We start from the raw sequence: 23,731 nt of genomic DNA on the forward strand, positions 1-23,731 counted from the left end.
AGCGGTCAGCGCCTCCTTAAGCCGCATTCTTTCCTTCTTTCTTGGCGGGACAAGAAAGAAGCCCCCGGAGGGACCCAGCCTACGGGCGAACAGGGCTTTTGCCTAAGGCATAAAACGAAAAGTTTTAATTATGGGTGCCGCATGTTATAGGCTGGACAGGATGAAAGCTGAAAGGAAAGGAGAATCTCCTCATGAAGCAGCTGCCCCGGGGCGGGCTGATCGGGAAGACCATCGGTGCCGCCAGAGTTATTGCGGAACTGAATATTCCCTTCCGGGCGGCCTATGGGGCGTACTTTCTGATCCTCTCTGCCTTTCCGGCCCTGCTGCTGGTGCTGAACTCCTTGCGCTATACGGCGCTGACCGTTGCCGACCTGACGGCAGTGCTGGAAAATGTGCTGCCGGAGGCTTTGATGGACAGCGTGCAGGAGCTGATTTCCAGTACCTACCGCAGCGCCTCCTCCGCTGTGGCGGGGGTGTCCGTGCTGACGCTGCTGTGGTCCTCCAGCAAGGGGGTCTATGGTTTGCTCAAAGGTCTGAACGCGGTCTATGGCGTAGAGGAGGACCGGGGCTATGTGTATACCCGGGGCATCAGCGTGGTGTATGCCCTGCTGTTTCTGGTCGTGCTGGTGCTGACGCTGGTGCTTCATGTGTTCGGAAACACCCTGACAAACCTGCTCCACGGCATCGAGAATCCGGTGGTCATGTTTCTGGTGGACCTGATCGATCTGCGGAGCGTCCTGCTGCTTGCGGTCCAGGTGCTGCTGTTTACCGCCATTTATATGGTGCTGCCCAACAGGCGCAACGGCTTCTGGGAGAGCCTGCCGGGGGCTGTATTCTCATCCGTTGGGTGGGCAGTGTTCTCCTGGGCATACTCTGTGTATGTGACCCATTTTTCAAAAATCTCCAATATCTACGGCAGTGTGTACTCCGTGGCGGTCAGTATGCTGTGGCTCTACTGCTGTGTCAGCATCCTGTTCTACGGCGCCGCGCTGAACAAGCTGCTGAGCGGCTACCGAAAGAAAGGGTCTGTCTCGGGGGAAACGGGCTCGGCGGAACACCGGGACGGATGATACGGGCATCGGCCCCTACGATCAGGATTGCCGGGGCTTTGCTTTACAAACGGCTGTTTACCGGGCATATTTCCAAAAACTTTTGGCTTTCGTTACGGCCTGTTCACAGATTTTCGGTATTTTGAGTAATAAAAAAGTGTTTTTTGCGGTTTTTGTTCCCTGTTTGCTCGCGAAGCGGGCAGGGAAGAGGTACCGCAGGGAAGGAACGGAACCATGTTCGGCTATATCACCGCCAATTTAACAGAGCTTTCTCAGCCGGAGAAGGACCGCTATGGCGAGATTTATTGCGGCATCTGCCGGGCTATGGGAAAGGAAGCCTCCCAGCTCAGCCGCCTGGGCCTGCGCTACGATATGGCCTTTCTGGCGCTGACGCTGCTGAGCCTTTATGAGCCGCGGGAGGACAGACGCGCGGGCCGCTGCCTGACCCATCCGCTCCGCGCCCGGCCATATACCCGGAGCGAGGTCATCACTTACACGGCGGATATGAACATCGCCCTGGCCTATTACAAATGCCTGGACGACTGGCAGGACGATAAAAAACACACCGCCAGGCTTCTGGCGAACGCCATGAAGCCCTATGCGGCGCAAATTGAAACCAGATATCCCAGACAGTGCGGGACGCTAAAACGCTGTCTGGAGGCTCTGAACGCGCTGGAAGCGGAAAAATGTACCAACCCGGATATCCCTGCGGGACTGTTTGGGGAACTCATGGGGGAGCTGTTTGTCTGGAAAGAGGACATCTGGGCGGACACCCTGCGGGAGATGGGCGTTTCTCTGGGCAGGTTTATTTACCTGATGGACGCGGTGATGGACGCGCCGGAGGACCAGAAAAAGGGCAGCTACAACCCCACATTGCTTCTGGAGACTCAGCCGGACTGGGAGCAGGTCTTTTCCCTGACCATGGCCCGGTGCACGGCTTTTTACGAAAAATTACCCCTGGTGCAGGATAAAGCGCTGCTGGACAACATTCTCTATAGCGGCGTCTGGGTCCAGTACCGGCAAAAACACAGGAAAGAGGGCGGCAGTCAAGATGGATCCCTATAAGGTACTCGGCCTGGAGCCGGGGGCTTCTGATGAGGAAGTGAAGCAGGCGTACCGCCGCCTGGCAAAGAAATACCACCCGGACCTGAACCCCGGCGACGCGGAAGCTGCCCGGAAAATGCAGGAGGTCAACGAGGCTTACGACCGGATCAAGAATCCGGAGAAATATTCCGGCCCCACCTATCAAAGACAGACCAGCGGACAGGGAAATCCCTATGGCAGCTATGGAAACCCCTTTGGCGGCGGCTACAACCCCTTCGGCGGGGGCTGGTATTACGAGACCCGGCAAAGAGAGCCGGAAGAGGACAGCTATCAGCGCTCGGCGGCCCAATATATCCGCTACGGCCGCTATCAGGAGGCCGTCAACGCCCTGAACAACAGTACGGACCGGAACGCCAGATGGTATTACCTCAGCGCTCTGGCCAATCAGGGGTTGGGCAACCAGGTGACGGCACTGGAACACATCCGGCGGGCGGTGTCCATGGAGCCGGACAACCAGGAGTATCTGTCCGCTCTGGATGCCATCGAGCACGGCGACCAGGCCTACCGGAGAAATGCCGGGAACTTCCGGGGCTTCACCATGGGCGGCAGCCCTTGTGCCAGCCTGTGTCTGTGCTACCTGGCCCAGATTTTCTGCTGCCGGGGCAATTTCTTCTGCTGCATGTAATGCAAATTGACAATTGTCAATTGTTGGAGCAACCAACGCTGCAATACAGTTGTTCCATAATACCGTGCTTTTAACGTGTTTATTATTGTATTCTGTTCCGAATAATGTAAAAACGGCGGCAATTAGCCGTGTTCCGATAAGACAGTAATTTGAGAAAATTACGAATCGGCATCTGCTAAACAGGATTGGGCAACAAAACAGGCGGCACTCAGCTTCGGCTGGGTGTCGCCTGCTTTTGTACATCTAAGGGTTTAAAATCACCGATTTTCAGCGCTGTAAAGCAAGGGTAGTAAAAAGGATGAAATAGTTATCGCCTCTGTGCGGTTCTTTTGTGAAACAGCGAATCGCTGCATAGCGGATACCGTTCGCTGGGGAGTGCGTATATTTACGGTTGTGCAAAATACCTCACAAAACCGTAAAGCCGATAGAGGGGTATTTCGATACAGAGTATGTTCGACACTGTGGAAACTGAAAATCAGCTTATATTCGTAGAAAAGTTACATTTTAGGGCGATAAATTCTGGGTATCGTATTGAAAACAGAGCTATCCTTGTGATATAATGTGTGTACACACGATTGAGGAGGCGCAGCATGGCTATACCAAAGTTGAAAAAGCAGGATATTATTGATGCCTTAAACTATATTGATGAGCATGGCATACCATCTCAGAATGAAAGCGCAAAATATAAACTCGTAACTGATGATGGAAAGCGTTATCCACCGAAGTATGTAATAGCCGTTGCTGATCATCTTGCAAACGGGAAAGAAATCTCGACAGCTTTTGGCCCTAGTGAAGCGATAAGTTTTCTGGAAAGTGTAGGTTTTGCAGTTGAAGGCAAGCAGCAAGAAAAATTTGAGTTAACCATTACTGCAACGCATATCTCATCAACAGATGAACGCTTTACCATGGATAATCTGAGCCTCGGTGATAACTACAAGCCTTTGGATGTCTATTTTAAGAGGGCAAATGGTAATGTCATTGGTCGTTCTTACAGTAAAGGCGAAAGGAGGAACTCCAATCAAACCTTGCCCCGCATTGCCTGTCAGGTGTTCGAGAAGCAGCTTGCTGCATTATCGGTTGAGGACAAGGAGAACTTCCCTGTCTGCAAATATAACCCGGACAGCGACGTAATCAGAGGTATTTATGCGAGTGTTGACGATTTCAAGAAGCACCGCAACACAATAGAGTACCTGACATACGGCTATGACAACGGACGGCAGTTTGTTATCTATTGCTGGAATATCTTCTCTACGATTATCTTCGTTCAGGAATGTTTGAAGCGTTTCGGTGAACCAGGAGATCAGTTTATTTTGACATACCGCGAAAAAGATGAGAAGGAAACCGCAGCGGCAGAAACGGAAGCTGCTGTTCAGGAAGAGCTTGTTCAACAGTTCAAGGGATACCGAAATCCGTTTTCTTCCATGCTGATTGAATCAAAAAATCTGATTTTCAGAGGTGCGCCTGGTACCGGAAAATCTTATCTTGCCAAAGAAATCGCTGCGGACATCATCAGCAATGGGTACTTTGACGATTACACACTTCTTACTGACGAGCAGAAAAAACAGGTTGAGTTCGTTCAGTTCCATCCGAGTTATGACTACTCTGATTTTGTTGAAGGACTAAGACCGAAAATCAATGATGATGGGACAATGGGCTTTGAATTGCAGGATGGCATTTTCAAGAAGTTTGTTGCCCGTGCCAGAAAGAACTATGAGGACTCCCAAAAATCCAGAGAAGCCGTAGAAAAGGAAGTCACGGTTCAAGAATCCATGACGGAGTTTTTCTCCGGCGTTGAGTTTGGTGTTGACACATTTAAGACGATCAATGGAAATGAATTTACCATTACCGGCGTGGATGACGGGCATATCCATATTTCCATTCCCGGAAACGCATCTGTCAACAGGCTTGCTCTGAATCTGGATGAGGTTCGGAAGATGCTGGAATCCGGACAGAAGTTTGAAAAAATAAAGGATATCACGTCCTTTTTCGGAAAGACGTTTGCTACGCAAGGATATTCCTATGACTTTGCCATCTATAAAGCAATCAAAGTAAAGAAAAGTACATTTTCAAAAGCAAAGGCAAAACAGGAGGAACTGAAAAAATACATATTCATCATAGATGAAATCAACCGCGGTGAGATTTCAAAGATTTTCGGTGAATTGTTCTTTGCAATAGATCCCGGTTATCGCGGCAAAGCCGGAGAGATCTCCACGCAGTATTCTAATCTGCACTCTGACCCCGGCGAAAAGTTCTATATTCCTGAAAATGTCTATATCATCGGCACCATGAACGATATTGACCGCTCTGTGGACAGCTTTGATTTTGCCATGCGTCGTCGCTTCCGTTTCGTAGAACTCAGAGCGGATGAGCGCCTTGAGATGCTTGCGTCGCTGGAAAACGAGGAGTTGGAGGCTGAGGCAATCAGAAGGATGGCTGCGCTCAATAAGGCAATCGCAGAGGTCGAGGATCTGAATGAAAATTATCAGATCGGAGCGTCTTACTTCCTGAAGTTGAAAACACTTGATTTTGACCAGCTTTGGACTGATTATCTGCAACCGCTCCTACAGGAATACATTCAGGGAATGTACGATGAGGAAGGAATTATGAATCGGTTCGCAAGGGCATACGGCTATCAGAAACCTGCCAGAGGTGATGCGAATGAAGCTGCTCAGGATCAAGGATAACTCCCAGCAGAAAAAAGATGCCTTTTCTCAAGTAGTGAGGCTGACAGGCAAAATTGCAGATAAGACATTGGAACAGCTTGAGCGTGAAGGTGTGTTCGTATTTCCTGAAACCGTAAAAGATGCAGAGGATATTACGCAAGATCAGATGATCCTCCAAAGCGTCAATGACACCTATCGCTCCGGCAATGTGATGGGCTTTCTTGGCTACGGTGATGAGCGGCTTGTGATCGCATCCCGTTTTTGCGGAGAGGGTGAGGATTACTTTTTCCAGTATCTTTTAGACAAAGTTCTGGACTTTCCAAACATCGTAGATTTGGATGCAGATGCCAATCAAGACAATCGGCTGTTCAATTTTCTGCTGTTTCTGTTTCCGTATTACCTCAAAGCAGCGATGCGGAAGGGCTTGTTCAAAAAGTATATCCGCCACAGGTACAATGATGGAAATGTAAAAGGCACGATTGATGTCGCAAGACATATAGAGAAGAACACCCCATTTGTAGGAAATGTCGCATACAGCCAGAGAGAATTTTCCTACGATAACAGCCTGATGGAACTGGTACGGCATACCGTAGAGTTTATCAAAAGAAAGCCTTACGGAAATAAACTTCTTATCAAAGTGAAAGATGAGGTAAAACTCGTTATAGATGCGACTTCAGAATATGAGCCGTGTGACAGGCAGAAAATTATTGAGCAAAACAAAAAGAATACTGCCCGACACGCTTATTTCAGAGAGTATCTTGCATTGCAGCGGTTGTGCCTTTTGATTCTCCAACATCAGAAACACCAAATCGGGGCAGGGGCGAGACAGATATATGGCATCCTGTTTGATGGAGCATGGTTATGGGAGGAATACGTCAATTCGCTGATAGAAGATGTGTTTTATCACCCAATGAATAAAGGCGGTAAAGGCGCGCAGAGATTGTTTGATGGAAATGTGGGATTGATCTATCCTGATTTCATCAGCCGGAACAGCGAAATGAGAATTATTGCCGATGCAAAGTATAAGCCGATTGATAATATTGGAAATCGAGATTATTTACAAATACTTGCCTATATGTTCCGTTTTGATGCAAAGGCTGGTTACTATCTCTATCCAGAAGCGGAAGGGTCTGACGATTTGAAATTGTGGTTGAATCGTGGTTCGACCTATGAGGAAAATGTCGTGCCGCGTGATGACATCAGCATTACCAAGCATGGCTTGAAAATTCCCATAGATGCGCAGAATTATTCAGAGTTTACAGCAAAGATGAAGGTTCAGGAGCAGGAATTTACAAGCGTATTCTATGCGTGATTTTGTAGGCGAACACAGAACTGCATATCAATAATTGATCGGTTTTGATTAGAAATAATCCGTAGGAGTAAAGAGGAATCCAGATGCCAGACAACAGGAATCGCAAGCGACCGATACAGGTCAAATTTTTCGTAGATGAAAAAGAACTCGGCTTGATAAAGATGAGGATGGCGCAGCTTGGGATAGAGAATATGAGCGCTTACCTTCGCCAAGCGGCGATCGACGGATATGAGGAAAAACCGGATATGCCTGAACTCCGTGAGCCGAAAAATCCCTGACTCACTTTTCAAGATGGAGGGATGTTCAGCTCCGCAGGTGCGCAGCCGATTTGTCTGAAATCGTTCAGGGGTTTGGGGCATTTCCCCAACAAGATTGCACGGGTGTATAAACACGAGCATTGCTTGCCAAGTGCGTTTCACAGTTGGCAGGTAATGAGAAGTGGGTACCGCCGTGCATTGCTTGCCAGAATGGCAAGCTCCGGTGTGGGTACTCACCGGATTTGCTTGCTATTCTTAGCAAGCGCCATTTTCCAAATGGAACAAGGCGGCAACCGCCGCCTTGTCTGCCAAAAAGCGAAACGGACGGAAGTCAATGGCGGCGCAGCTGTTCATCTTGACCATTGACGGCGTTCGTCCGTTTTGCTACAAGATAAGGATAATTGTGTCGAGGAGGATTACAATGCGTGCACCCTTTCAAATACTTGCAATACCATATCGGATTGTCGATGGAACTCCAATGTACTGCGTTTTTCACCGTGCTGATCACGACCAATGGCAGTTCATTGCCGGAGGCGGCGAGGACAACGAAACACCTTTGGCGGCAGCAAAAAGAGAAACCTTTGAGGAGGGTGGTGTACATTCTACTCAGTGGCTCGGATTGAAAAGTCTGTCGTATATTCCGGTTACGATCATATCAGAAATGCGTCGCAAACATTGGGACAGCAGCACCTATGTAATTCCTGAATATACTTTTGGCTTTGAATGTCAAGATGATGTACGGCTATCTCCTGAACATACCGACTGCGTATGGTTGACCTACGACGAAGCAAATCAAAAACTCAAGTGGGACTCAAACCGTACAGCACTCTACGAACTGAATTGTCGTTTGAAAAAAGCGAATGAAAAGGAGGCTTGACGAAGTGAATCCGAAAGAAAATGACAATGAGATCATCGAACTGACCGACGAGGAACTGGACGAGATTTTTTGCCGATGATAATTTTGATAACGGTGAGGAAGACGGCGAAATCCGCTCTTTTTATTTCTCCAATCCTGCCCCGTATGCAAAGGTCAAGCCACACCCCGACGATGCCCCCAAGAGGGAGTTTTCTTTCGATGAAAAGGGCAACATTGTTGTCAAGGCGTCTATGTAGATGCACCTGACAAGTCCAGCGGCAAACGCAGACAGAAGGTACATATCGAGTACGACATTGTGGGCTACATTCCCGTGGATGAACTGCTAAAAGCGGAACAGGCATGACCGAAATCATGCCTGTTCCAAGAAATTTGATTTTACTGTCTTATCAGCAGAGAGCCTTTGCCGCCGTTTTTTTTGTGGGTGGTTATTTTAGAATCCCGCTGATGTCTGTGTCGCCCAGGGTGCATGTCACCTGGTCTCCCGCATGGGTCAGGGTGAAGCTGCCGGTGCCGGAGGTCAGGAGATCGGAGAGGGTGAACGCGGACTGGGCCCCGTTGGTGACGAACCGGATTTCCGTAATGCCCTGGGCCTCCAACTGCCGCAGACTCCCGGTGGTGCCGCGGAGGGAGGCGGTGTCCGCCTGGACGGTCACGGTGAGTACGCTGTCCTTTTGCTGCGCCTGGTAGGGGATACTCTGGCCCTCAGGGTCGCAGACCCAGTAGGCCGCCGCCTTGCTCTCCGGCACCGTCTCGGCGGTCTCCACACCAGCGTTCCAGGAATAATCGCCCTTTTGGCCTTCGATGGTTTTGTAGGGGGTGTCCGTATTGATATTCTTACCGGGCTCGTATATCTGGATGAATCCCTCTACTGTCAAATCAGAGGTATTGGGGGAGACCTCGTTTCCATCCGTCGTAGAGGTGCCGCCGTTGCCGATAGCCGCACCTTTGTGCCAGTTTTCATTTGCCCTGCCGCCCTGTACCTTCACCTGCGCGTCACCGGAAATCGTGACATCGCTGCCGGTGCCGTTAGCTCCGCCGCCGATACCGGCACCGCCGGTGTCGCCCTGGGCCGTAACCTCGCCGCCCTCGATGGTAATGCCCTTGCCGCTGCCTACGTAGCCGCCGCCGATACCGGCACCAGCACCGCCACCAGTGGCGGTTACCTTGCCGTCGGAGATGGTAATGTTACTGCCGCTGCCTGCTTGACCGCCGCCGATACCGGCACCAAAGTTGCCGCCGATGGCTGTTACCTCGCCGCTGGAGATTTCAATGTTGCTGCCGTTATAACTGGCGCCGCCGCCGATACCGGCACCCCCGTCGCCGCCGGTGGCCGTGAGGCTGCCATCCTTATCTTCGTCCGTAATGGTCAGGGTGCCGTTGTCCTTCTTTTCCACACCGGCGTGGGTATTGCCACTTTGAACCGTATTGGTTCCGTCCAGCTCGATGTTTACGTTTCCTTCGCCGGAGGTCGTGATGGCCGCCCCACCTGTTGCCCCGGTGTCAATGTTGACATTTTCCAAGGTCACGTTGGCGGTGGCGTTTTTCTCCGCTGTGATGGTGACGGTGTTGTTTGTGGCTCCGGTTTCGCTGCTTCCAGGGGCGCGGGTGCTGATGATGGGATTGGAGTCCGGTTTACTCGTACCTCCCTGAGAAACGATCTGGCTTGTTTCCGTAGCATTGACGGTAATATCACCGTCTTCCAGATACCAGCTGTCCGCCAACACGAAGCCGGGGATGAAGGCCCCCAGCAGCACCAGGGACAGCAATCGGGTCATGATTTTTTTCATAGAGAATTCCTCCTTCGGTCGGGAAAGGGGTGGCTCGTATACCATTATTATAGAAAAAAAGAAACCGGATTGCAAGAAAAACTGAAATTTTGGAAATCTATACAAATACGGAATGTCCATTTTATGCAATTCATCAAATACGCAAACAGCTGTTTTCAGCGCAGCGGTTTGATGCAGTTATCACATAGCATTCAGAACTCTCCAAGGGTATGATTAACATGTGGCATATATACCCTGTGCGGTCGAAGGGTATACGGTGCAACGGCCTCCATTGTGGTGCTATTCGGGTGAGACGGCCCGGAAGGGGGCCTGTATGGCAACAAAAAACAGCCGCTAAAACTCTTTCGAGACTTAGCGGCTGTTCTTTTATCGTGATTAGTCGGTGACGTAGGGCAGCAGGGCGATCTGACGGGCGCGCTTGATGGCGGTGGTCAGGTCACGCTGATGGGCTGCGCAGGTACCGGTGGTACGGCGGGGCAGGATCTTGCCGCGCTCGGACAGGTAACGGCGGAGCTTAGCGGTGTCCTTGTAGTCAATGCTGGTCACCTTATCCACGCAGAAAGCGCAGACCTTTCTACGCTTGCGGGGACGCATACGCTGTTCGTTAGCCATGGATATAACCTCCTTCGTAAGTCTGATAGAAAAGATTCTTTAGAAGGGCAGCTGAGCGTCGTCATCCTCCAGCATCGCAAAATCGGATGCGGGGCCACTGGCGGGCGCGCTATAGCCGCCGCCGTAATTGCCGGAATTCGCGGGCGCGGAATATCCGCCGCCAAAATTGCCGGAGGGGGCAGAGCTGTAGCTATTGCTGTAGCTTCCGGAATTGGAAGCATCGTCCCGCTTGCTGGAGCCGAAGTAGACATTGTCCGCTACGATTTCAGCGGTGCGGCGCTTGTTGCCGTCCTTGTCGGTCCAGCTGCGCATTTGCAGCCGGCCGGACACCACCGCCATGCTGCCCTTCTGGAAGTACTTGGAGACAAACTCTCCGGTACTACGCCAGGCGACACAGTCGATGAAGTCGGTTTCCCGTTCGCCGCTTTCCTTGTTGGGGAAATCACGGTCAACAGCCACAGAGAAGCTGGTGACAGCGATGCCGGAACCGGTCCGGCGCAGCTCGGGATCACGGGTCAGGCGACCCATGACGACAATGTGGTTGAGCATAAAATTACTCCTCCACCGCAGTGGTCAGGCAGCGCAGAATGCCGTCGGTGATCTTCAGCACACGCTCCAGCTCCGCGGGGAACTCGGGCTTGGACTCGAAGTTCATCAGAACGTAGTAGCCTTCTGCCAGATCGTTGATGGGATACGCCAGACGACGCTTGCCCCACTCATCAATGCTGGACAGAGTACCCTCCGCCTCCACCATTGCCTTGAACTTTTCTACCAGAGCAGCGATGCCCTCTTCGCCCTGAGCGGGGTCGATGATGTAGAGCACCTCATACTTGCCGGTGATCTTAGCCATGTTGATTGCACCTCCTTTTGGACTTTTGGCCCCCAACGCCGTTGGGAGCAAGGATTGTCTGCACTCGCAGACCGGATTATTTTACAGGAAATTCTATAAAATGTCAAGGACTTTTCCAAAAAAAGATTTGACCCCCAGCCCTTTCTTCCCGGCTGGGGGTCAAATCTGTTCGCTGTCAATTTGCAGTTTCACTTGTAACCTCCCTTTCTGTTGAGTGGTTCTTCTTACTTCATTGGAATCACTCCTTGTGTCTATATAATAGCAGCAGAACATCCTTTTTGCAAGTCCGCAAAAGCAACAAGAAATCCGCCTCAAATTCGTAGGCTATTACCCATGGATTTCGGCCTGCTTGTGCAGTATAATAAAAATGTTGGGGTGAAAACGGCCCTGATTTTTTTCGAAAAAAAGACTTGTTCTACTTGCATTTTCTTAAGTATTATGTTAATCTATGAAAAGACACCAACACAAAGAGAGGACTCGCTTTTTTATGAATAAACCAGAATTTATCGCCGCCGTCTCCGACAAGGCGGGGCTTTCCCGGAAGGACACGGAACGGGTCATCAATGCCGCTCTGGACACCATTACCGCTGCCCTGGTTAAGGGGGACAAGGTTGCTTTCAGCGGCTTCGGCATTTTTGAATCCAAGCTGCGCAAGGCCCGCATGGGCCGGGATCCCCACACCAAGGAGCCCATGCAGATCCCCGAGACCCACGTGCCCACCTTCAAGCCCAGCAAGGTTCTGAAGGACACCGTTGCCAAGTAACGCCCATGAGACTGGACAAGTATTTGAAGGTCTCCCGGCTGATCAAGCGCCGGACTGTGGCCAATGAGGCCTGCGACAATGGCCGCATCAGCGTCAACGGCCGGGTGGTCAAAGCCAGCTACGATGTCAAGGTCGGCGACCGGCTGGAGATTGCCCTGGGCAACCGCACATTGGCAGTTGAGGTTTTGCAGGTAGCCGAAACCGTCAAAAAAGACGATGCCTGCGCCATGTACAAAGAGGTCTAAAAAATCCCGGAGAAGCTGTTTTCTCCGGGATTTTCTATATTTAAGAGCTAGATTACTTCATGGAGTAGGACAGGACCTCGTCCGTTTTGGTATTGAGAACGATGGTGGCCGTGCCAACCTTTTCCATTACGCCGTCCTCTGCCACGGCCTTTGCCTTGGACTTGGACATGCCGCGGATGGTCTCCAGATCCTTGTCGTACCCGGAAAGGGCCTCCTCGTTGACGGTATAGACGGCCACGGTGTAGGTGATCTCATCGGTCAGGAACTTCTTGTAGGCGCTTTCAATGGTGGTGACGGTGGCGTCCGGGTCAATATCGGCGTTCTCCTGAGACAGCACCTCCGTCATGTGGGTGTTTTTTTCGTAGCGCTCCTCAGCGGTATAGCTGGCGGAGAGAGAAGTGTTGGTATAGTAGTACTTCAGATAGCCGAAGACGCAGCCCACGCCGACCACAAACAGCATGACCAGCGTAACGACCTGCTTCTTGCTGAATTTCAGGGCGTCCTTGGCGTGGCCCACACTGTAGGTCAGTCCCAGACGGTTGGTAATGGGCAGCATAACGCCCAGAAACAGGGTCAGCAGCACGGACTCAATGGGGAACATCAGTACATTTTTAATCATCCCCGGAACGGCCATGGTGAAGGTGTACTGCTTGCCGTTCATATAGAGGGCGTAGTACCACATCATAATGGGGGTCTGCAGCAGCACATTGATAAAGAGGTTGATGGAGAACCGGCTGAGCATGACCCGGGTGGTGGTGACTTTTGCCCGGTACAGGAACAGGGCGAAGACCACGGAGCCGCCGATCTCCGTCAGAATAAAGGGCGGGAAGTACACGCCGTCCGGCCGGATGATGTAGCCGAGTACGTCCGTAACGGCGGCACACAGAGCGGCAAACACGGGACCAAAAACCATAGCGCCAAGGGCATTGACGAAATAGGCGGCATTAATCCGCAGGAATGGGGTAATGGGAATGGAAACCTGCTTCATGACCAGCCGCAGAGCGATCATCAGGGCGGCGAACACCAACATGTGGATGTCCTTCAGTTCGGCGACGGCATCGTGCCAATAGGCTTTGGAGAAGGGATGGGGATAGAGCGTGGTGGATTTCTGTGTTGACATAAAAATAGCCTCCTTTTTGTAGGAGCGGCCGGAATGAGCCCAACGGATCGGCAAAGAAAAACCCCCAACGGACACACTGCCGCCGGGGAGTCATACATATAATTGCCGAGTTACCCGTGAGGAAGCCGGGCCACAGCCCGAAGCCGCTCAACCGAGTATCGTTGCTACATAAAGGAGGAGATCCTCTTCTATGGCGCAGCGGGTGCGAAGATCCTATCGCGGGCGGAACGCCCTTCGTCTGTCACACAACTCCCCATTTTGACAGCACTTCACGCAGGAACCTCTACTCTGTTCGCCTCACACTATACACCATATCGATACAAAAGTAAAGATATATTTTCGCATTTTTGGAAAAATCTGGACCGGGACTGGGTTTCCCTAGTTTTCCGCTTTGCGGGGCTGTATGATGGACCTATCTTGTACCGGGGAGGAAGGGCAATGCAGTGCCAGAAGCTGAAGACCTATATGGAGACGGGGCGGGTGATCTTTCTGAGTGTAAAGGCCATCCGGCCCAATCCGGCCCAGCCCAGAAGGGTATTTGCCCAGGAGGCGCTGACGGAGCTGGCGGATTCCATCCGGCTCCATGGGGTGCTGCAGCCGCTGAGCGTGCGCCGGGTTCAGGGCGGCTATGAGCTGATCGCGGGGGAGCGGCGGCTGCGGGCGGCGCAGCTGGCGGGGCTTTCCGAGGTGCCCTGCCTTGTGATGCAGATGGATGACCGGGAGTCGGGAATCGCGGCTATGATCGAGAATCTGCAGCGGCAGGATCTGGATTTTGTGGAGGAGGCCATGGGTATTTCCGCCCTGATGCGATCTCAGGGGTTGAGCCAGGAGCAGACAGCCAGGCTTCTGGGCAAGAGCCAGAGCAGCGTCGCCAACAAGCTGCGGCTGCTGCGCCATGGGGAAACGGTGCTGAATGCCCTGCGGGAGGCGGGCTTGACGGAACGCCATGCCCGGGCTCTGCTGAAGCTGCCCGGAGAGCCGGAGAAGCTGGCGGCAATCGAGGTTATCCGCAAACAGGGCCTCAGCGTGGCGGCGGCGGAAAAGTACATTGAAAGCCTTTTAAAGCCTTCCCGGACGAGACCCCGGCAGGCGTCCGTCAGCAGCTTTCTCAACAACCTGACCGATTCTCTGGCGAAGATCCAGAGCACGGGCGTCAAAGCGGTCTCCGAACGCAGAGAAACCGAAAGCCAGATTGTGGTGACGATCACAATACCGAAATAAACGAGCCCCCGCCGGAATAATTCCGGCGGGGTGAATGCGTTTAACGGGTTCCCTTGTCGTAGGGGATGCCTTCCGCCTTGGGGGCGCGGGACTTCTTGGAGGTGAAGGCCAGAACCACAAGGGTCACGATGTAGGGGAGCATCCGGTACAGGTGGGAGGAGATTCCGATCTGGGCGAGCAGATAGACGCCGTCACCGTTCAGGTCAATGCTGGCGTAGGCCGCCGCGATGCACTTGAACAGGCCGAACAGCAGGGAAGCGCCCGCAATGTTCAGGGGGTTCCAGTTGCCGAAAATCATTACGGCCAGAGCCAGAAAGCCGAAGCCGGCCACATCGCCGTTGGCGGTGCAGTTGGTGGTGGTCAGGGCGTAGACAAAGCCGCCCATACCGGCCAGAGCGCCGGAAATGGTGGTACCGGCGTAGCGCATCTTGTAGACGTTGATGCCAAGACTGTCTGCCGCCTGAGGATTCTCACCGCAGGCCCGCAGCCGCAGACCAAACTTGGTCTTATAGAGAATGATGGCCAGGATGATGAAGAGGATGATGCAGACGTAAGTTGCCAGATACACCTTGTTGATGAAGGTCTCACCCAGGAAACCGATGTCCTGCTTCTTGGGAATGCCGAAGGTAGATTTTTTCAGCATGAACCAGGAGGCGGCGTCACCGGAGGCCATCTGCAGGGTGTTCTGGTTGGCCAGGATTCGGATCAGGAACAGCACCAGGGCAGGGGCCATCAGGTTCAGAGCCGTGCCGCCGATGGTCTGGTCGGCCTTCAGATTGATGGAGGCAAAGCTCAGCAGCAGGGAGAACAGCGCGCCCATGGCTGCGGCCGCCAGCATGGCCAGCAGCTCCAGACCCTGCAGGGTCAGCCACTGCTTGTTGGCGTAGGCATCGGCGAAAGCCTGCACACTCTGCATATTCCGCACGAACAGAACGCCGATGAAGGCTCCGAAGATCATAATGCCTTCCAAAGCCAGGTTGATGATACCGCTGCGCTCGGCGAACACACCGGCCAGTGCCACGATCATCAGGGGCACTGCGTAGAGCAACGTTTGCTGAATCAGAAAAGTCATGCTTCCTTGTCCCCTTTCTCAGTTTCGGGCTTGGGGGCCGTTTTTGCCGCGGGTTCCGCGTTGGCGTTGGGGCCGCCCTTCTTCTTCCACTTGGGAAGCATCATCTGGATTACCAGAGAGAAGGCGCTCAGGTAGACGATGACGGAGATAATGACGTCGGTGATGTACTCGTTATAGGCGGTGTAGCCGGTGAGCTGCACGCCAACGATATCCAGCATGGCCATGAAGACGCCGGTGAAGATCACGCCGATGGGGTTGTTCACTGCCAGCAGGGCCACGGGGATGCCGTTGAAACCGGCGCTGGGCAGGCTCTGATAAGTGGACCAATAGAACTCGGTGTTGCCGGCCAGCCAGTACAGCGCTGCGCCGCCGCCGGCCAGAGCACCCGCAATGGCCATGGACAGGATGATGTCCCGCCTGTCGTTGATGCCGGCGTACCGGGCCGCGTGCCGGTTGGCGCCGCAGGCCTTCAGCTCATAGCCCAGCGTGGTCTTGTTGATCAGAATGTAGACGAGAATGGCAACCAGAATGGCAATCAGAATGCCGCCGTTGACCTGAGAACCGGGGAACAGCTTGTCCATGCCCATTTTCGCGGTCTGCACGCCGTTGAAGGAGGTTTTGTAGACATAGCCGGACTTGGTATTTTCCACCATGTTTTTGAAGTTGGACACATCAAAGGCCCAGGTTACGATATTGGCGGCCAGCCAGTTGGTCATGATGCAGGCCAGAACCTCGTTGATTCCCAGCAGCGCCTTCAGCGCGCCGGGAATGGCACCCCACAGCGCGCCGGCAAGGCAGCCGCCCAGAAAGGCCAGCAGCCAGACGAGCCAGGCGGGCACGGAAGAAGTGGGGATGGACAGGGCAATCATCAGGGAGGCCATGGTGCCCATCAGATATTGGCCAGGCGCGCCGATGTTGAACAGGCCTGTCTTATAGGCCACGGCCACGGAAAGACCGGTCATGATCAGGGGGGTCGCCCGGAAGAGCATATTGCCCAGGGATTGAGCGTTGTAGCCCCAGGTCAGCTGGCCCGCGGCGTTGCGGCCCGTGGACAGAATTCCCGCGAAAATCAGCTTCACGCCGTCCCACATGCCCTGGGTGGTGATGGTGTCCTTGGAAAGACCTACGGCGATGACCACGATGGCGCCCACCACCAGACCGATCAGAATGGAGATCAGGGAAGCGAGCACCTTGCGGGTGCCGTTTTTATTGTAAAGGTCCTGCAGTTTTTCTTTCATGTTCAGGCCTCTCCTTTCCCGCTGCGTTTCGCGCCGGACATATACAGGCCCAGCTCCTGGACGGTGGTCTTCTTGGGATCCAGCTCGCCCACGATCTCGCCCTCATACATGACAAGAATGCGGTCGGACAGGTTCATGACCTCGTCCAGCTCCAGAGATACCAGAAGCACCGCCTTGCCGGCGTCCCGCTGTGCCACCAGCTGGGCGTGGACATTTTCAATAGCGCCTACATCCAGACCACGGGTGGGCTGGACCGCCAGCAGCAGGGGCGTGCCCCGGTCGATTTCCCGGCCGATGATGGCCTTCTGCTGGTTGCCGCCGGACATGCTCCGGGCGATGGTAACAGGGCCCTGACCGGAACGGACGTCGTACTCGTCAATGATTTTCAAGGCGTAGTCCCGGACCTGGCCGGACTTGATGAAGCCCATGTGCTGGAACCGGGGGTCCTGATAGGACTGGAGCACCAGATTGTTTTCCAGGGTGTCGTCCAGCACCAGGCCGTGCTTGTGGCGGTCCTCTGGAATGTGGCTGATGCCGCTGAGGTTCCGCCTGTGGATGCTCATTTTGGTCAGGTCCTTGCCGTCCAGGGTGATGGTGCCGGAGGACATTTTTTCCAGGCCGGACAGGCCGTAAATCAGCTCCGTCTGGCCGTTGCCGTCGATACCGGCGATGCAGACGATCTCGCCCTCCCGGACCTGGAAGGACACGTCCTTCACAGCGTTGTTCTTGTGGAGCTTGGAGGGAACGGTCATGTGTTCCACGTCCAGAATGACCTTGCCCGGATGGGCGGGGCCCTTGTGGACCTCCAGCTGCACGGGGCGGCCAACCATCATGGCGGAGAGGGCTTCCTTGGTGGTATCCTTGGTATTCACGGTGCCTACAAGCCTTCCCTTGCGCAGAACGGTGACCCGGTCGGAAACGGCCATGATCTCGTTGAGCTTGTGGGTGATGAACAGAATGGACTTGCCCTCTTTGGCGAAGCCCCGCATGATGTCCATGAGCTCGTCGATCTCCTGGGGCGTCAGCACGGCGGTGGGCTCGTCAAAGATCAAAATCTCATTGTCCCGGTAGAGCATTTTCAGAATTTCCGTACGCTGCTGCATACCGACGGAAATGTCCTCCACCTTGGCGTCCAGGTCTACGGCCAGATGGTACTTGTCGGACAGCTCCTGCACCTTTTTCCGGGCGTTTTTCCGCTGCAGAAAGCCGCATTTGGTGTCCTCAGCGCCCAGAATGATGTTATCCAGTACGGTGAACACGTCCACGAGCTTGAAGTGCTGGTGGACCATGCCGATGTGCAGCGCCGTGGCGTCGTTGGGGTCCCGGATCTGGACCACCTCGCCGTTCTTTTTGATAACGCCCTTTTCCGGCTGGTAAAGGCCGAACAGGACGCTCATCAGCGTGGATTTGCCCGCACCGTTTTCGCCCAGCAGCGCGTGAATCTCACCCCGCTTCAGCTGCAAGGTGATATCGTCGTTGGCCACAATACCGGGGAATTCTTTTCTGATATTGAGCATTTCAATTATGTATTCCGAATCCATAATCTACTTGCCCTCCTCCCTGCGTTTTCTCCGAAAGAAAGCCGAAAAGACCGGGGCAACGCTGTCCCCGGTGCAGCGGCAATCTCGCTTTCTGCAATTGTAACATTCAAAAGAACAAATTGCAATATGAATTCTTTTTGAACCCGCTATTTTTGGCGAAACCGTCAAAAAGAAAAGGCACCGCCCGGAGGGGGAAGCTGGAGCCGGGCTTTGTGTTTCCTGGGATTGGGAAAGACAGTGCCCTGCCGAAACAGCGGGCGTCCCCAACGTAGGGGACGATCCCCAGATCGTCCCGTCGGGTACGACGCCAGAACGGCCAGAAAAGACGTACACGCCTATACCGTCGGCTTGCGGGGCGATGTGGGCATCGCTCAAAAGCGTAAGGGATTACCGGACCTGCAGGCTGCCGCTTGTACAGGTACCTGAAAATACGCAGAACCGTCCGTTGGGGAAAACCAAACGGACGGTTCTGCGTATACAATAAATAATTACTTGTGATATTCCAGCTGATCTCCCGGGGCCAGTTGGGTGCCGTTGAAGGTGACGTCTTCACAGTCGGCGGAGACGTTGTAAACAAAGCCCACATATTCGCCGCCCAGGTCGTGAAAATCGTTATTCTCCATGGTCACATTCCGGCTGGAGTTCAGCCGGACGCCGCCGAAGGAGCACTCGTAGATCTCGTTGTCCCGGATGTCCAGATTCCGGCTCATAATGGCATCAACGCCAATGGTTCCGCAGCCGAAGAGCCCCGTGCCGGAAACGGTCACGTTGGAACAGTTCTGAAATTCCAGAACGCCGCCCATGCAGATTCCCGGCTCCTTGGTATGGCCCGCGGTCAGGTCCTTTATGGTCACGTTGGTGCAGTTCCGGAAGGACAGCACCTGGGCATACCGGGGCACCGCGGAAATGAGATTCGCGTCCTTGCCATCCTTGCCCCGGATGGTCAGGTTGTCCACATTCTGAATGGTCAGCTGAGGGCCGTCAAGGGGATCATCCCAGCTGTAGCAGCTGCTCTCGCCATTTTGGCCGTAGTCCGCGGCCTGACTCAGATCCAGCTCCGGGCAGTCAATGACGATTTCCCTGTTGGAGCCGATGGCTGCCAGAAATTCGTCCGTGTTGGTAACGGTGACGGTCTGCTGAGGCTGGGTTGGCTCCGTTACGGTTTCGGCCACGGTGCCGAACATCTTGTTCAGCGCCGCGTCATCCAGAGAATTGCCGGTTTCGTCCACAACGTCGCAGCCCGCGTCCGTGCGGGTCCAGGCCCAGGCCTTGTTGTCCTGGCCCAGACAATTCTCCAGAGTCAGGGTCGCAAATTCCTGATTCATGCTGCTGGAAACGGCGAAGACGGCATCGGAAAGAGCGTTATTCTTAAAGGTGCAGCCGGAGACCGCGGCGTCCTGGCTCAGACTCAGAAGGCTGGAGGCATAGTTCCCGGAGAAAACCGTGTCCTCAATGGACAGATCGGAGCCTTCCCAGGCCAGGACGGCGCAGAAGGCCTCGCTGCCCTGCTCACCCAGGTCCCGGATGGTGCAGCCGGTGATCTTACAGCCCTTGACCTGACCCAGGTTCAGACCCATGGAAGAACAACTGTAGATATCGCAGTTCCGCACGGTCAGATTTTCGCACAGCTCGGCATAAACGCCGGTGTTGCCGCAGCCGAAGAGTCCCAGATCCTGCAGCGATACATTCCGGCAGTCGCCCAGATTTATGACGTTGCCCTCGCAGGCCTGGGCCATTTCCGTATGTCCGGCGGTGAAGCCCTGGAGCTTCAGATCCTGACAGTTCTCAAATTTCAGCACCGCCGCATAGCGGGGATCCGTCTGGACACGGGTGGCGTCCACACCGGCGCCCTGAATGGTCAGACCGTCCACGCCGGAGATCACCAGCTCATAGCCATCGTATACGCTCTGCCACCAGCAGTATTCGTTGCCGGTGTCCAGATCCTCGCCGGGATCCAGCTTAAGAAGTCCCTCCGGCAGGGTGATCACCGCACCGGGGGCGATGGCGTCCGTCAGCTCCCGGACAGAATTCACGGTCACATTCCGTGCCGTCTCCGTGGGGGCAGGCTGCGGGTCGATGGCCGGCAGAGTCTGGACAGGGCCAGCGCCGGCGGCACAGCCGGAAAGCAGACCCGCTGCCAGAAGACCGGCGAACAAAGGTTTCCAGTTTAATTTCCAGTTCATGTTTCTTCTCCTTATTATTGGCGCAGTCCGCAGGGCATTTCGCTCCGGGCCGCGGTGGGTTCTTTGGTGAATACGGGCAGCTCCTCCCGCTGGGATGTGCGCACACCGGCGGCGCAGCCAACGAGAAGTACGCACAGGATCAAGCCGCCGCAGACCAGCCGTTTGAGAAAAGCGTTCATTTTGGGGCCTCCTTTACACATTCTTGGAAATTCTTTCCAGATTGAATTGTAACATATCGTAAACAAAATGTCACGGGACTTAAGGGGATATTAAGATTCCATACGGGAAAACTTAAAGTTTTGGACGCTTCCCTCTTCCTTTTTTCGAAAGAATCCGCTATAATAGGGAAAAAAGAAAAAACAAGGAGGCTTCTCTATGAAATATGGCTTTGGCGTAGATCTGGGCGGCACCACCGTGAAGATCGCTTACTTTGACGAAACCGGTACCATGCTTGACAAGTGGGAAATCCCCACAAGAAGAGATAACGGCGGCGAGAACATCATCCCTGATATTGCCGATGCGGTGAACCGCTACCGGAAGGAAAAGAACATTGCGGACACGGAACTGCTGGGCATCGGCATCGGCGTCCCCGGCGCTGTCGTAAACGGCGTTGTGAACAGATGCGTAAACCTGGGCTGGGGCATCGTGCCTATCGAGGAGGAACTGTCCAAGCTGACAGGACTTCCCGTGAAGGCCAGCAACGACGCCAATGTGGCGGCTCTGGGCGAATATTGGGTCGGCGGCGGCAAGGGCAGCCAGAACGTGATCTTCATCACGCTGGGAACCGGCGTTGGCGGCGGCATCATTCTGGACGGCAAACTTCTGAACGGCACCCATGGCGCCGGCGGCGAGTTGGGCCACATGGTCCTGAATCCCAAGGAGACCGCCATCTGCGGCTGCGGCAAGCGGGGCTGCGTGGAGCAGTACTGCTCCGCAACCGGTATTGTCCGGCTGGCCCATCAGAGATTGGAGAAGGACGGAGTGGCTTCCACCCTGCGGGAGCTGGAAGACCTGACCTGCCGGGACGTTTTTGACGCCGGAAAGGCCGGGGATCAGGTGGCTCTGGAAATTCTGGATACTTATTTTGACTACATGGGCCAGTTCCTGGGCTCCACCTGTTCCGTCATCGACCCTGAGGCCGTGGTCATCGGCGGCGGCGTCAGCAAGGCCGGCCAGGTGCTGCTGGACGGCATCGCCCCCTATTTTCACAAGTACGTCTTCCATGCCGCTTCCGGCGTGAAATTCGCCCTGGCCAACCTGGGCAACGACGCCGGCGCCTACGGCGCGTTTAAGCTGGTGCTGGATAAATAACATTTTAGACAAGGGCCTTGTCCGTCCATAGGCCGGGTCCCTCCGGGGGCCCCTTTCTTGTCCCGCCAAGAAGCTCCGCAAGAATGCGGCTTAAGGAGAAAGGTGCGTCGCAAGAAAGCCTTCCCCTCCGGGGAAGGTGGCACGGCCGCAGGCCGTGACGAAAGAGGGACGGTACAAGCCTGAATACGGTGCTGTTTTCGGCGAATTCGTATGACCTTGATTAGAAAGTTCTGATTGAAGGGTGTACGAATTCGCCGAGACATTGCAAAAGGAGTCACCCTTTACTGTCCCTCTTCAGTCTCGGCTTCGCCGAGCCAGCTTCCCCGGAGGGGAAGCCTTAAGCCCCTTGGCGGGACAAGAAAGGGGCCCCCGGAGGGACCCAGCTGAAATGCGGACAGGGTTATAGTCAATATGAGAAAACTAACACAATGGGAACATTCTGTTTGATGCTCTCTGAGAATGCAAAAAATATCCATACGGTGCATCGAGACCGGAATTTCCGGCCGGATATACCGCGGGAATTTTTTATGCCATCGCGCCGAAAATCAGTACCACCAGACCCAGTACCACCAGAATCACGCCGGTGGCCCGGTTCAGAGTCTTGGGTGTTGCTCTGTTGGCAAAGACCGCGGCGATGCGGGCCCAGAGCAGGGTGAATACAACGCACAGAGCGAAGACTGTCCAGTCCGGAGCGCCGCCGATGGTGAAGTGAGAAACGGCGCCGGTGAGGGCCGTAAAGGTCATGATGAATACGCTGGTGCCCACAGCGGTCTTCAGCTCATAGCCCAGAACGCTGGTCAGAATCAGCAGCATCATCATGCCGCCGCCGGCTCCGACAAAGCCGCAGATAAAGCCAATCAGGCAGCCGCAAACCAGGGACTGAATGGCCCGCTTTCTGGGAGACACTCCCTGCATGGCCTCCTTGGTGGTCATGACGGGACGGACAATAAACTTCACGCCCAGCAGGAAGGTCATGAAAACGGAAAAACTGCCCATGGTCCGGGAGGGCACCAGACTGGCGATATAGCTGCCGATGACGGTGAAGGTCAGCACGGAGACCATCATAATCAGGCCGTTGCGGATGTCCAGATTTTTATTTTTCCCGTAGGTGTAGGCGGATACGGCACTGGCCAGCACGTCTGAGGAGAGGGCGATACCCACGGCCATATAGGGGTCCATGTGTAAAAAGGTGATGAGCATGGGGCTGATGACCGCCGCGGCGCTCATGCCGGCAAAGCCTGTGCCGAGCCCTGCGCCCATACCGGCGAAAAAGATGACGAGAATGGTGAATAAAATCTGCATTTCAGTTCCGTTCCTCCAATAGTTTATCCATATTTTGGTTCATGGTCTCCAAGGCCCGCAGAAGGGCGGCCTTGTCGGCGTCATTTACGTTTTCCTCCAACCGGGCAAAGAAGTCCCGCTGTAATTTCCGGCCTGCCGCTATGATGGGGGCGGCTTTTTCTGTCAGGCGCAGCGCCCGCTTCCGGCGGTCGCCTTGCACGGAGGCGCGGGTGATGTATCCTTCTGCCTCCAGCCGGTCCAGGTGGATGGAAACCAGATTGGCCTTCAAATGCCGCACTTCCACAATGTCCCGGGCGGTGTCGCATTTCGGATTGTTGGCCAGAAACAGCAGAATGTCAAAAGAAGTTCGGGCAATGTCCTGCTCATGGCAGAACTGGCCGCAGACCTGATCGTAGCCCGCCAGGATTTTGCGGGTGAGTTCGTAGACAAAATGCATGGGATGCTCCTTTGTTCAAATTTGAATTATTCACGTTTGAACTAAATGATAGCACAGGGAAGGGAAAATGTCAACAGGCGTTTTTGGAAGAACGTACAGGTAAAACTTTTTTAACAATTCTTCTTGCACAAAACGAATGTTTGTGCTATGATAGTGGAAATTT

Annotated in this window: 23 protein-coding genes and 1 riboswitch; of the genes, 11 read left to right on the top strand and 12 right to left on the bottom strand. The window is 54.1% G+C overall.

Translation table 11 applies throughout. The features are described from left to right. The first annotated feature begins 191 nt into the window (after window positions 1-191). The 7 genes from KQI10_RS09150 to KQI10_RS09180 all read left to right on the top strand — a co-directional run bounded on the left by KQI10_RS09150 (window position 192) and on the right by KQI10_RS09180 (window position 7,887). Window positions 192-1,070, top strand: a complete 879-nt coding sequence (locus tag KQI10_RS09150; protein ID WP_216567121.1) for a YihY/virulence factor BrkB family protein — start codon at window positions 192-194, stop codon at window positions 1,068-1,070. 213 nt (window positions 1,071-1,283) lie between these two features. After that, window positions 1,284-2,114 (top strand): DUF5685 family protein, encoded by an 831-nt coding sequence (locus KQI10_RS09155; protein ID WP_216567122.1) that lies wholly within the window; start codon window positions 1,284-1,286, stop codon window positions 2,112-2,114. Further along, window positions 2,101-2,778, top strand: coding sequence for a J domain-containing protein (locus tag KQI10_RS09160; RefSeq protein ID WP_216567123.1), 678 nt, complete (start codon window positions 2,101-2,103; stop codon window positions 2,776-2,778). The genes KQI10_RS09155 and KQI10_RS09160 overlap by 14 nt, the downstream gene beginning before the upstream one ends. A gap of 590 nt (window positions 2,779-3,368) precedes the next feature. After that, window positions 3,369-5,462, top strand: coding sequence for an McrB family protein (locus KQI10_RS09165; RefSeq protein ID WP_216567124.1), 2,094 nt, complete (start codon window positions 3,369-3,371; stop codon window positions 5,460-5,462). Further along, entirely contained in the window at window positions 5,437-6,753 is a 1,317-nt protein-coding gene (locus tag KQI10_RS09170) for a hypothetical protein (protein WP_216567125.1), read from the top strand. Before KQI10_RS09165 ends, KQI10_RS09170 begins: the two co-directional genes overlap by 26 nt. 83 nt (window positions 6,754-6,836) lie before the next feature. Next, window positions 6,837-7,031: a hypothetical protein gene (locus KQI10_RS09175; RefSeq protein WP_216567126.1), complete on the top strand. Its 195-nt coding sequence runs from the start codon at window positions 6,837-6,839 to the stop codon at window positions 7,029-7,031. A gap of 400 nt (window positions 7,032-7,431) precedes the next feature. After that, window positions 7,432-7,887 (top strand): NUDIX pyrophosphatase, encoded by a 456-nt coding sequence (locus KQI10_RS09180; protein WP_021633136.1) that lies wholly within the window; start codon window positions 7,432-7,434, stop codon window positions 7,885-7,887. A gap of 425 nt (window positions 7,888-8,312) precedes the next feature. Here KQI10_RS09180 and KQI10_RS09185 read toward each other — a convergent pair whose 3' ends face one another. The 4 genes from KQI10_RS09185 to rpsF form a co-directional block, all read right to left on the bottom strand. Further along, on the bottom strand, window positions 8,313-9,674 hold the full coding sequence (locus tag KQI10_RS09185; protein WP_216567127.1) for a hypothetical protein: 1,362 nt from the start codon (window positions 9,672-9,674) through the stop codon (window positions 8,313-8,315). A 375-nt stretch (window positions 9,675-10,049) separates the two neighbouring features. Further along, complete coding sequence (gene rpsR / locus KQI10_RS09190; RefSeq protein ID WP_216567128.1) at window positions 10,050-10,286, bottom strand: 30S ribosomal protein S18; 237 nt, start codon at window positions 10,284-10,286, stop codon at window positions 10,050-10,052. Between the two features lie 39 nt (window positions 10,287-10,325). After that, the gene (locus KQI10_RS09195) at window positions 10,326-10,835 is read right to left on the bottom strand and encodes a single-stranded DNA-binding protein (RefSeq protein WP_216567129.1); all 510 of its coding nucleotides are present in this window, start codon (window positions 10,833-10,835) and stop codon (window positions 10,326-10,328) included. 4 nt (window positions 10,836-10,839) lie between these two features. Continuing rightward, complete coding sequence (rpsF, locus tag KQI10_RS09200) at window positions 10,840-11,136, bottom strand: 30S ribosomal protein S6 (RefSeq protein ID WP_216567130.1); 297 nt, start codon at window positions 11,134-11,136, stop codon at window positions 10,840-10,842. A gap of 487 nt (window positions 11,137-11,623) precedes the next feature. Here rpsF and KQI10_RS09205 point away from each other — a divergent pair, with 487 nt between their 5' ends. Both KQI10_RS09205 and KQI10_RS09210 read left to right on the top strand, forming a co-directional pair. Then, window positions 11,624-11,899 carry an HU family DNA-binding protein gene (locus KQI10_RS09205; protein WP_216567131.1) on the top strand — a complete coding sequence of 92 codons (276 nt, stop codon included), beginning with the start codon at window positions 11,624-11,626 and terminating at the stop codon, window positions 11,897-11,899. 5 nt (window positions 11,900-11,904) lie between these two features. Further along, window positions 11,905-12,144 carry an RNA-binding S4 domain-containing protein gene (locus KQI10_RS09210; RefSeq protein WP_216567132.1) on the top strand — a complete coding sequence of 80 codons (240 nt, stop codon included), beginning with the start codon at window positions 11,905-11,907 and terminating at the stop codon, window positions 12,142-12,144. Window positions 12,145-12,196: 52 nt separating this feature from the next. On the opposite strand, the gene KQI10_RS09215 is transcribed toward KQI10_RS09210, so the two are convergent. After that, window positions 12,197-13,264, bottom strand: coding sequence for a folate family ECF transporter S component (locus KQI10_RS09215; RefSeq protein WP_216567133.1), 1,068 nt, complete (start codon window positions 13,262-13,264; stop codon window positions 12,197-12,199). Between the two features lie 194 nt (window positions 13,265-13,458). Further along, window positions 13,459-13,557: riboswitch (THF riboswitch) on the bottom strand. 145 nt (window positions 13,558-13,702) lie between these two features. Between KQI10_RS09215 and KQI10_RS09220 the strand changes: the two genes are divergently transcribed. Continuing rightward, window positions 13,703-14,485, top strand: coding sequence for a ParB/RepB/Spo0J family partition protein (locus KQI10_RS09220; protein WP_216567134.1), 783 nt, complete (start codon window positions 13,703-13,705; stop codon window positions 14,483-14,485). A gap of 40 nt (window positions 14,486-14,525) precedes the next feature. Here the strand turns inward: KQI10_RS09220 and KQI10_RS09225 are convergent, their stop codons facing one another. The 5 genes from KQI10_RS09225 to KQI10_RS09245 form a co-directional block, all read right to left on the bottom strand. Then, on the bottom strand, window positions 14,526-15,557 hold the full coding sequence (locus KQI10_RS09225) for an ABC transporter permease (RefSeq protein WP_216567135.1): 1,032 nt from the start codon (window positions 15,555-15,557) through the stop codon (window positions 14,526-14,528). Then, complete coding sequence (locus KQI10_RS09230) at window positions 15,554-16,795, bottom strand: ABC transporter permease (RefSeq protein ID WP_216567136.1); 1,242 nt, start codon at window positions 16,793-16,795, stop codon at window positions 15,554-15,556. Before KQI10_RS09230 ends, KQI10_RS09225 begins: the two co-directional genes overlap by 4 nt. A 2-nt stretch (window positions 16,796-16,797) precedes the next feature. Further along, entirely contained in the window at window positions 16,798-18,336 is a 1,539-nt protein-coding gene (locus KQI10_RS09235) for an ABC transporter ATP-binding protein (protein ID WP_253285231.1), read from the bottom strand. Between the two features lie 488 nt (window positions 18,337-18,824). Then, a complete protein-coding gene (locus KQI10_RS09240; protein ID WP_216567137.1) occupies window positions 18,825-20,519 on the bottom strand; it encodes a right-handed parallel beta-helix repeat-containing protein in 1,695 nt (564 codons plus the stop codon). A gap of 14 nt (window positions 20,520-20,533) precedes the next feature. Beyond that, window positions 20,534-20,698: a hypothetical protein gene (locus KQI10_RS09245; RefSeq protein ID WP_216567138.1), complete on the bottom strand. Its 165-nt coding sequence runs from the start codon at window positions 20,696-20,698 to the stop codon at window positions 20,534-20,536. A 196-nt stretch (window positions 20,699-20,894) separates the two neighbouring features. Here KQI10_RS09245 and KQI10_RS09250 point away from each other — a divergent pair, with 196 nt between their 5' ends. Next, window positions 20,895-21,830 carry an ROK family glucokinase gene (locus KQI10_RS09250; protein ID WP_216567139.1) on the top strand — a complete coding sequence of 312 codons (936 nt, stop codon included), beginning with the start codon at window positions 20,895-20,897 and terminating at the stop codon, window positions 21,828-21,830. A gap of 525 nt (window positions 21,831-22,355) precedes the next feature. Here KQI10_RS09250 and KQI10_RS09255 read toward each other — a convergent pair. Then, complete coding sequence (locus KQI10_RS09255; RefSeq protein ID WP_216567140.1) at window positions 22,356-23,132, bottom strand: sulfite exporter TauE/SafE family protein; 777 nt, start codon at window positions 23,130-23,132, stop codon at window positions 22,356-22,358. Window position 23,133: 1 nt separating this feature from the next. Further along, window positions 23,134-23,568, bottom strand: a complete 435-nt coding sequence (locus KQI10_RS09260) for a MarR family winged helix-turn-helix transcriptional regulator (RefSeq protein WP_216567141.1) — start codon at window positions 23,566-23,568, stop codon at window positions 23,134-23,136. Window positions 23,569-23,731: the final 163 nt, after the last annotated feature.

Source organism: Pseudoflavonifractor sp. MSJ-30 (assembly GCF_018918045.1).
Lineage (GTDB): Bacteria > Bacillota > Clostridia > Oscillospirales > Oscillospiraceae > Faecousia.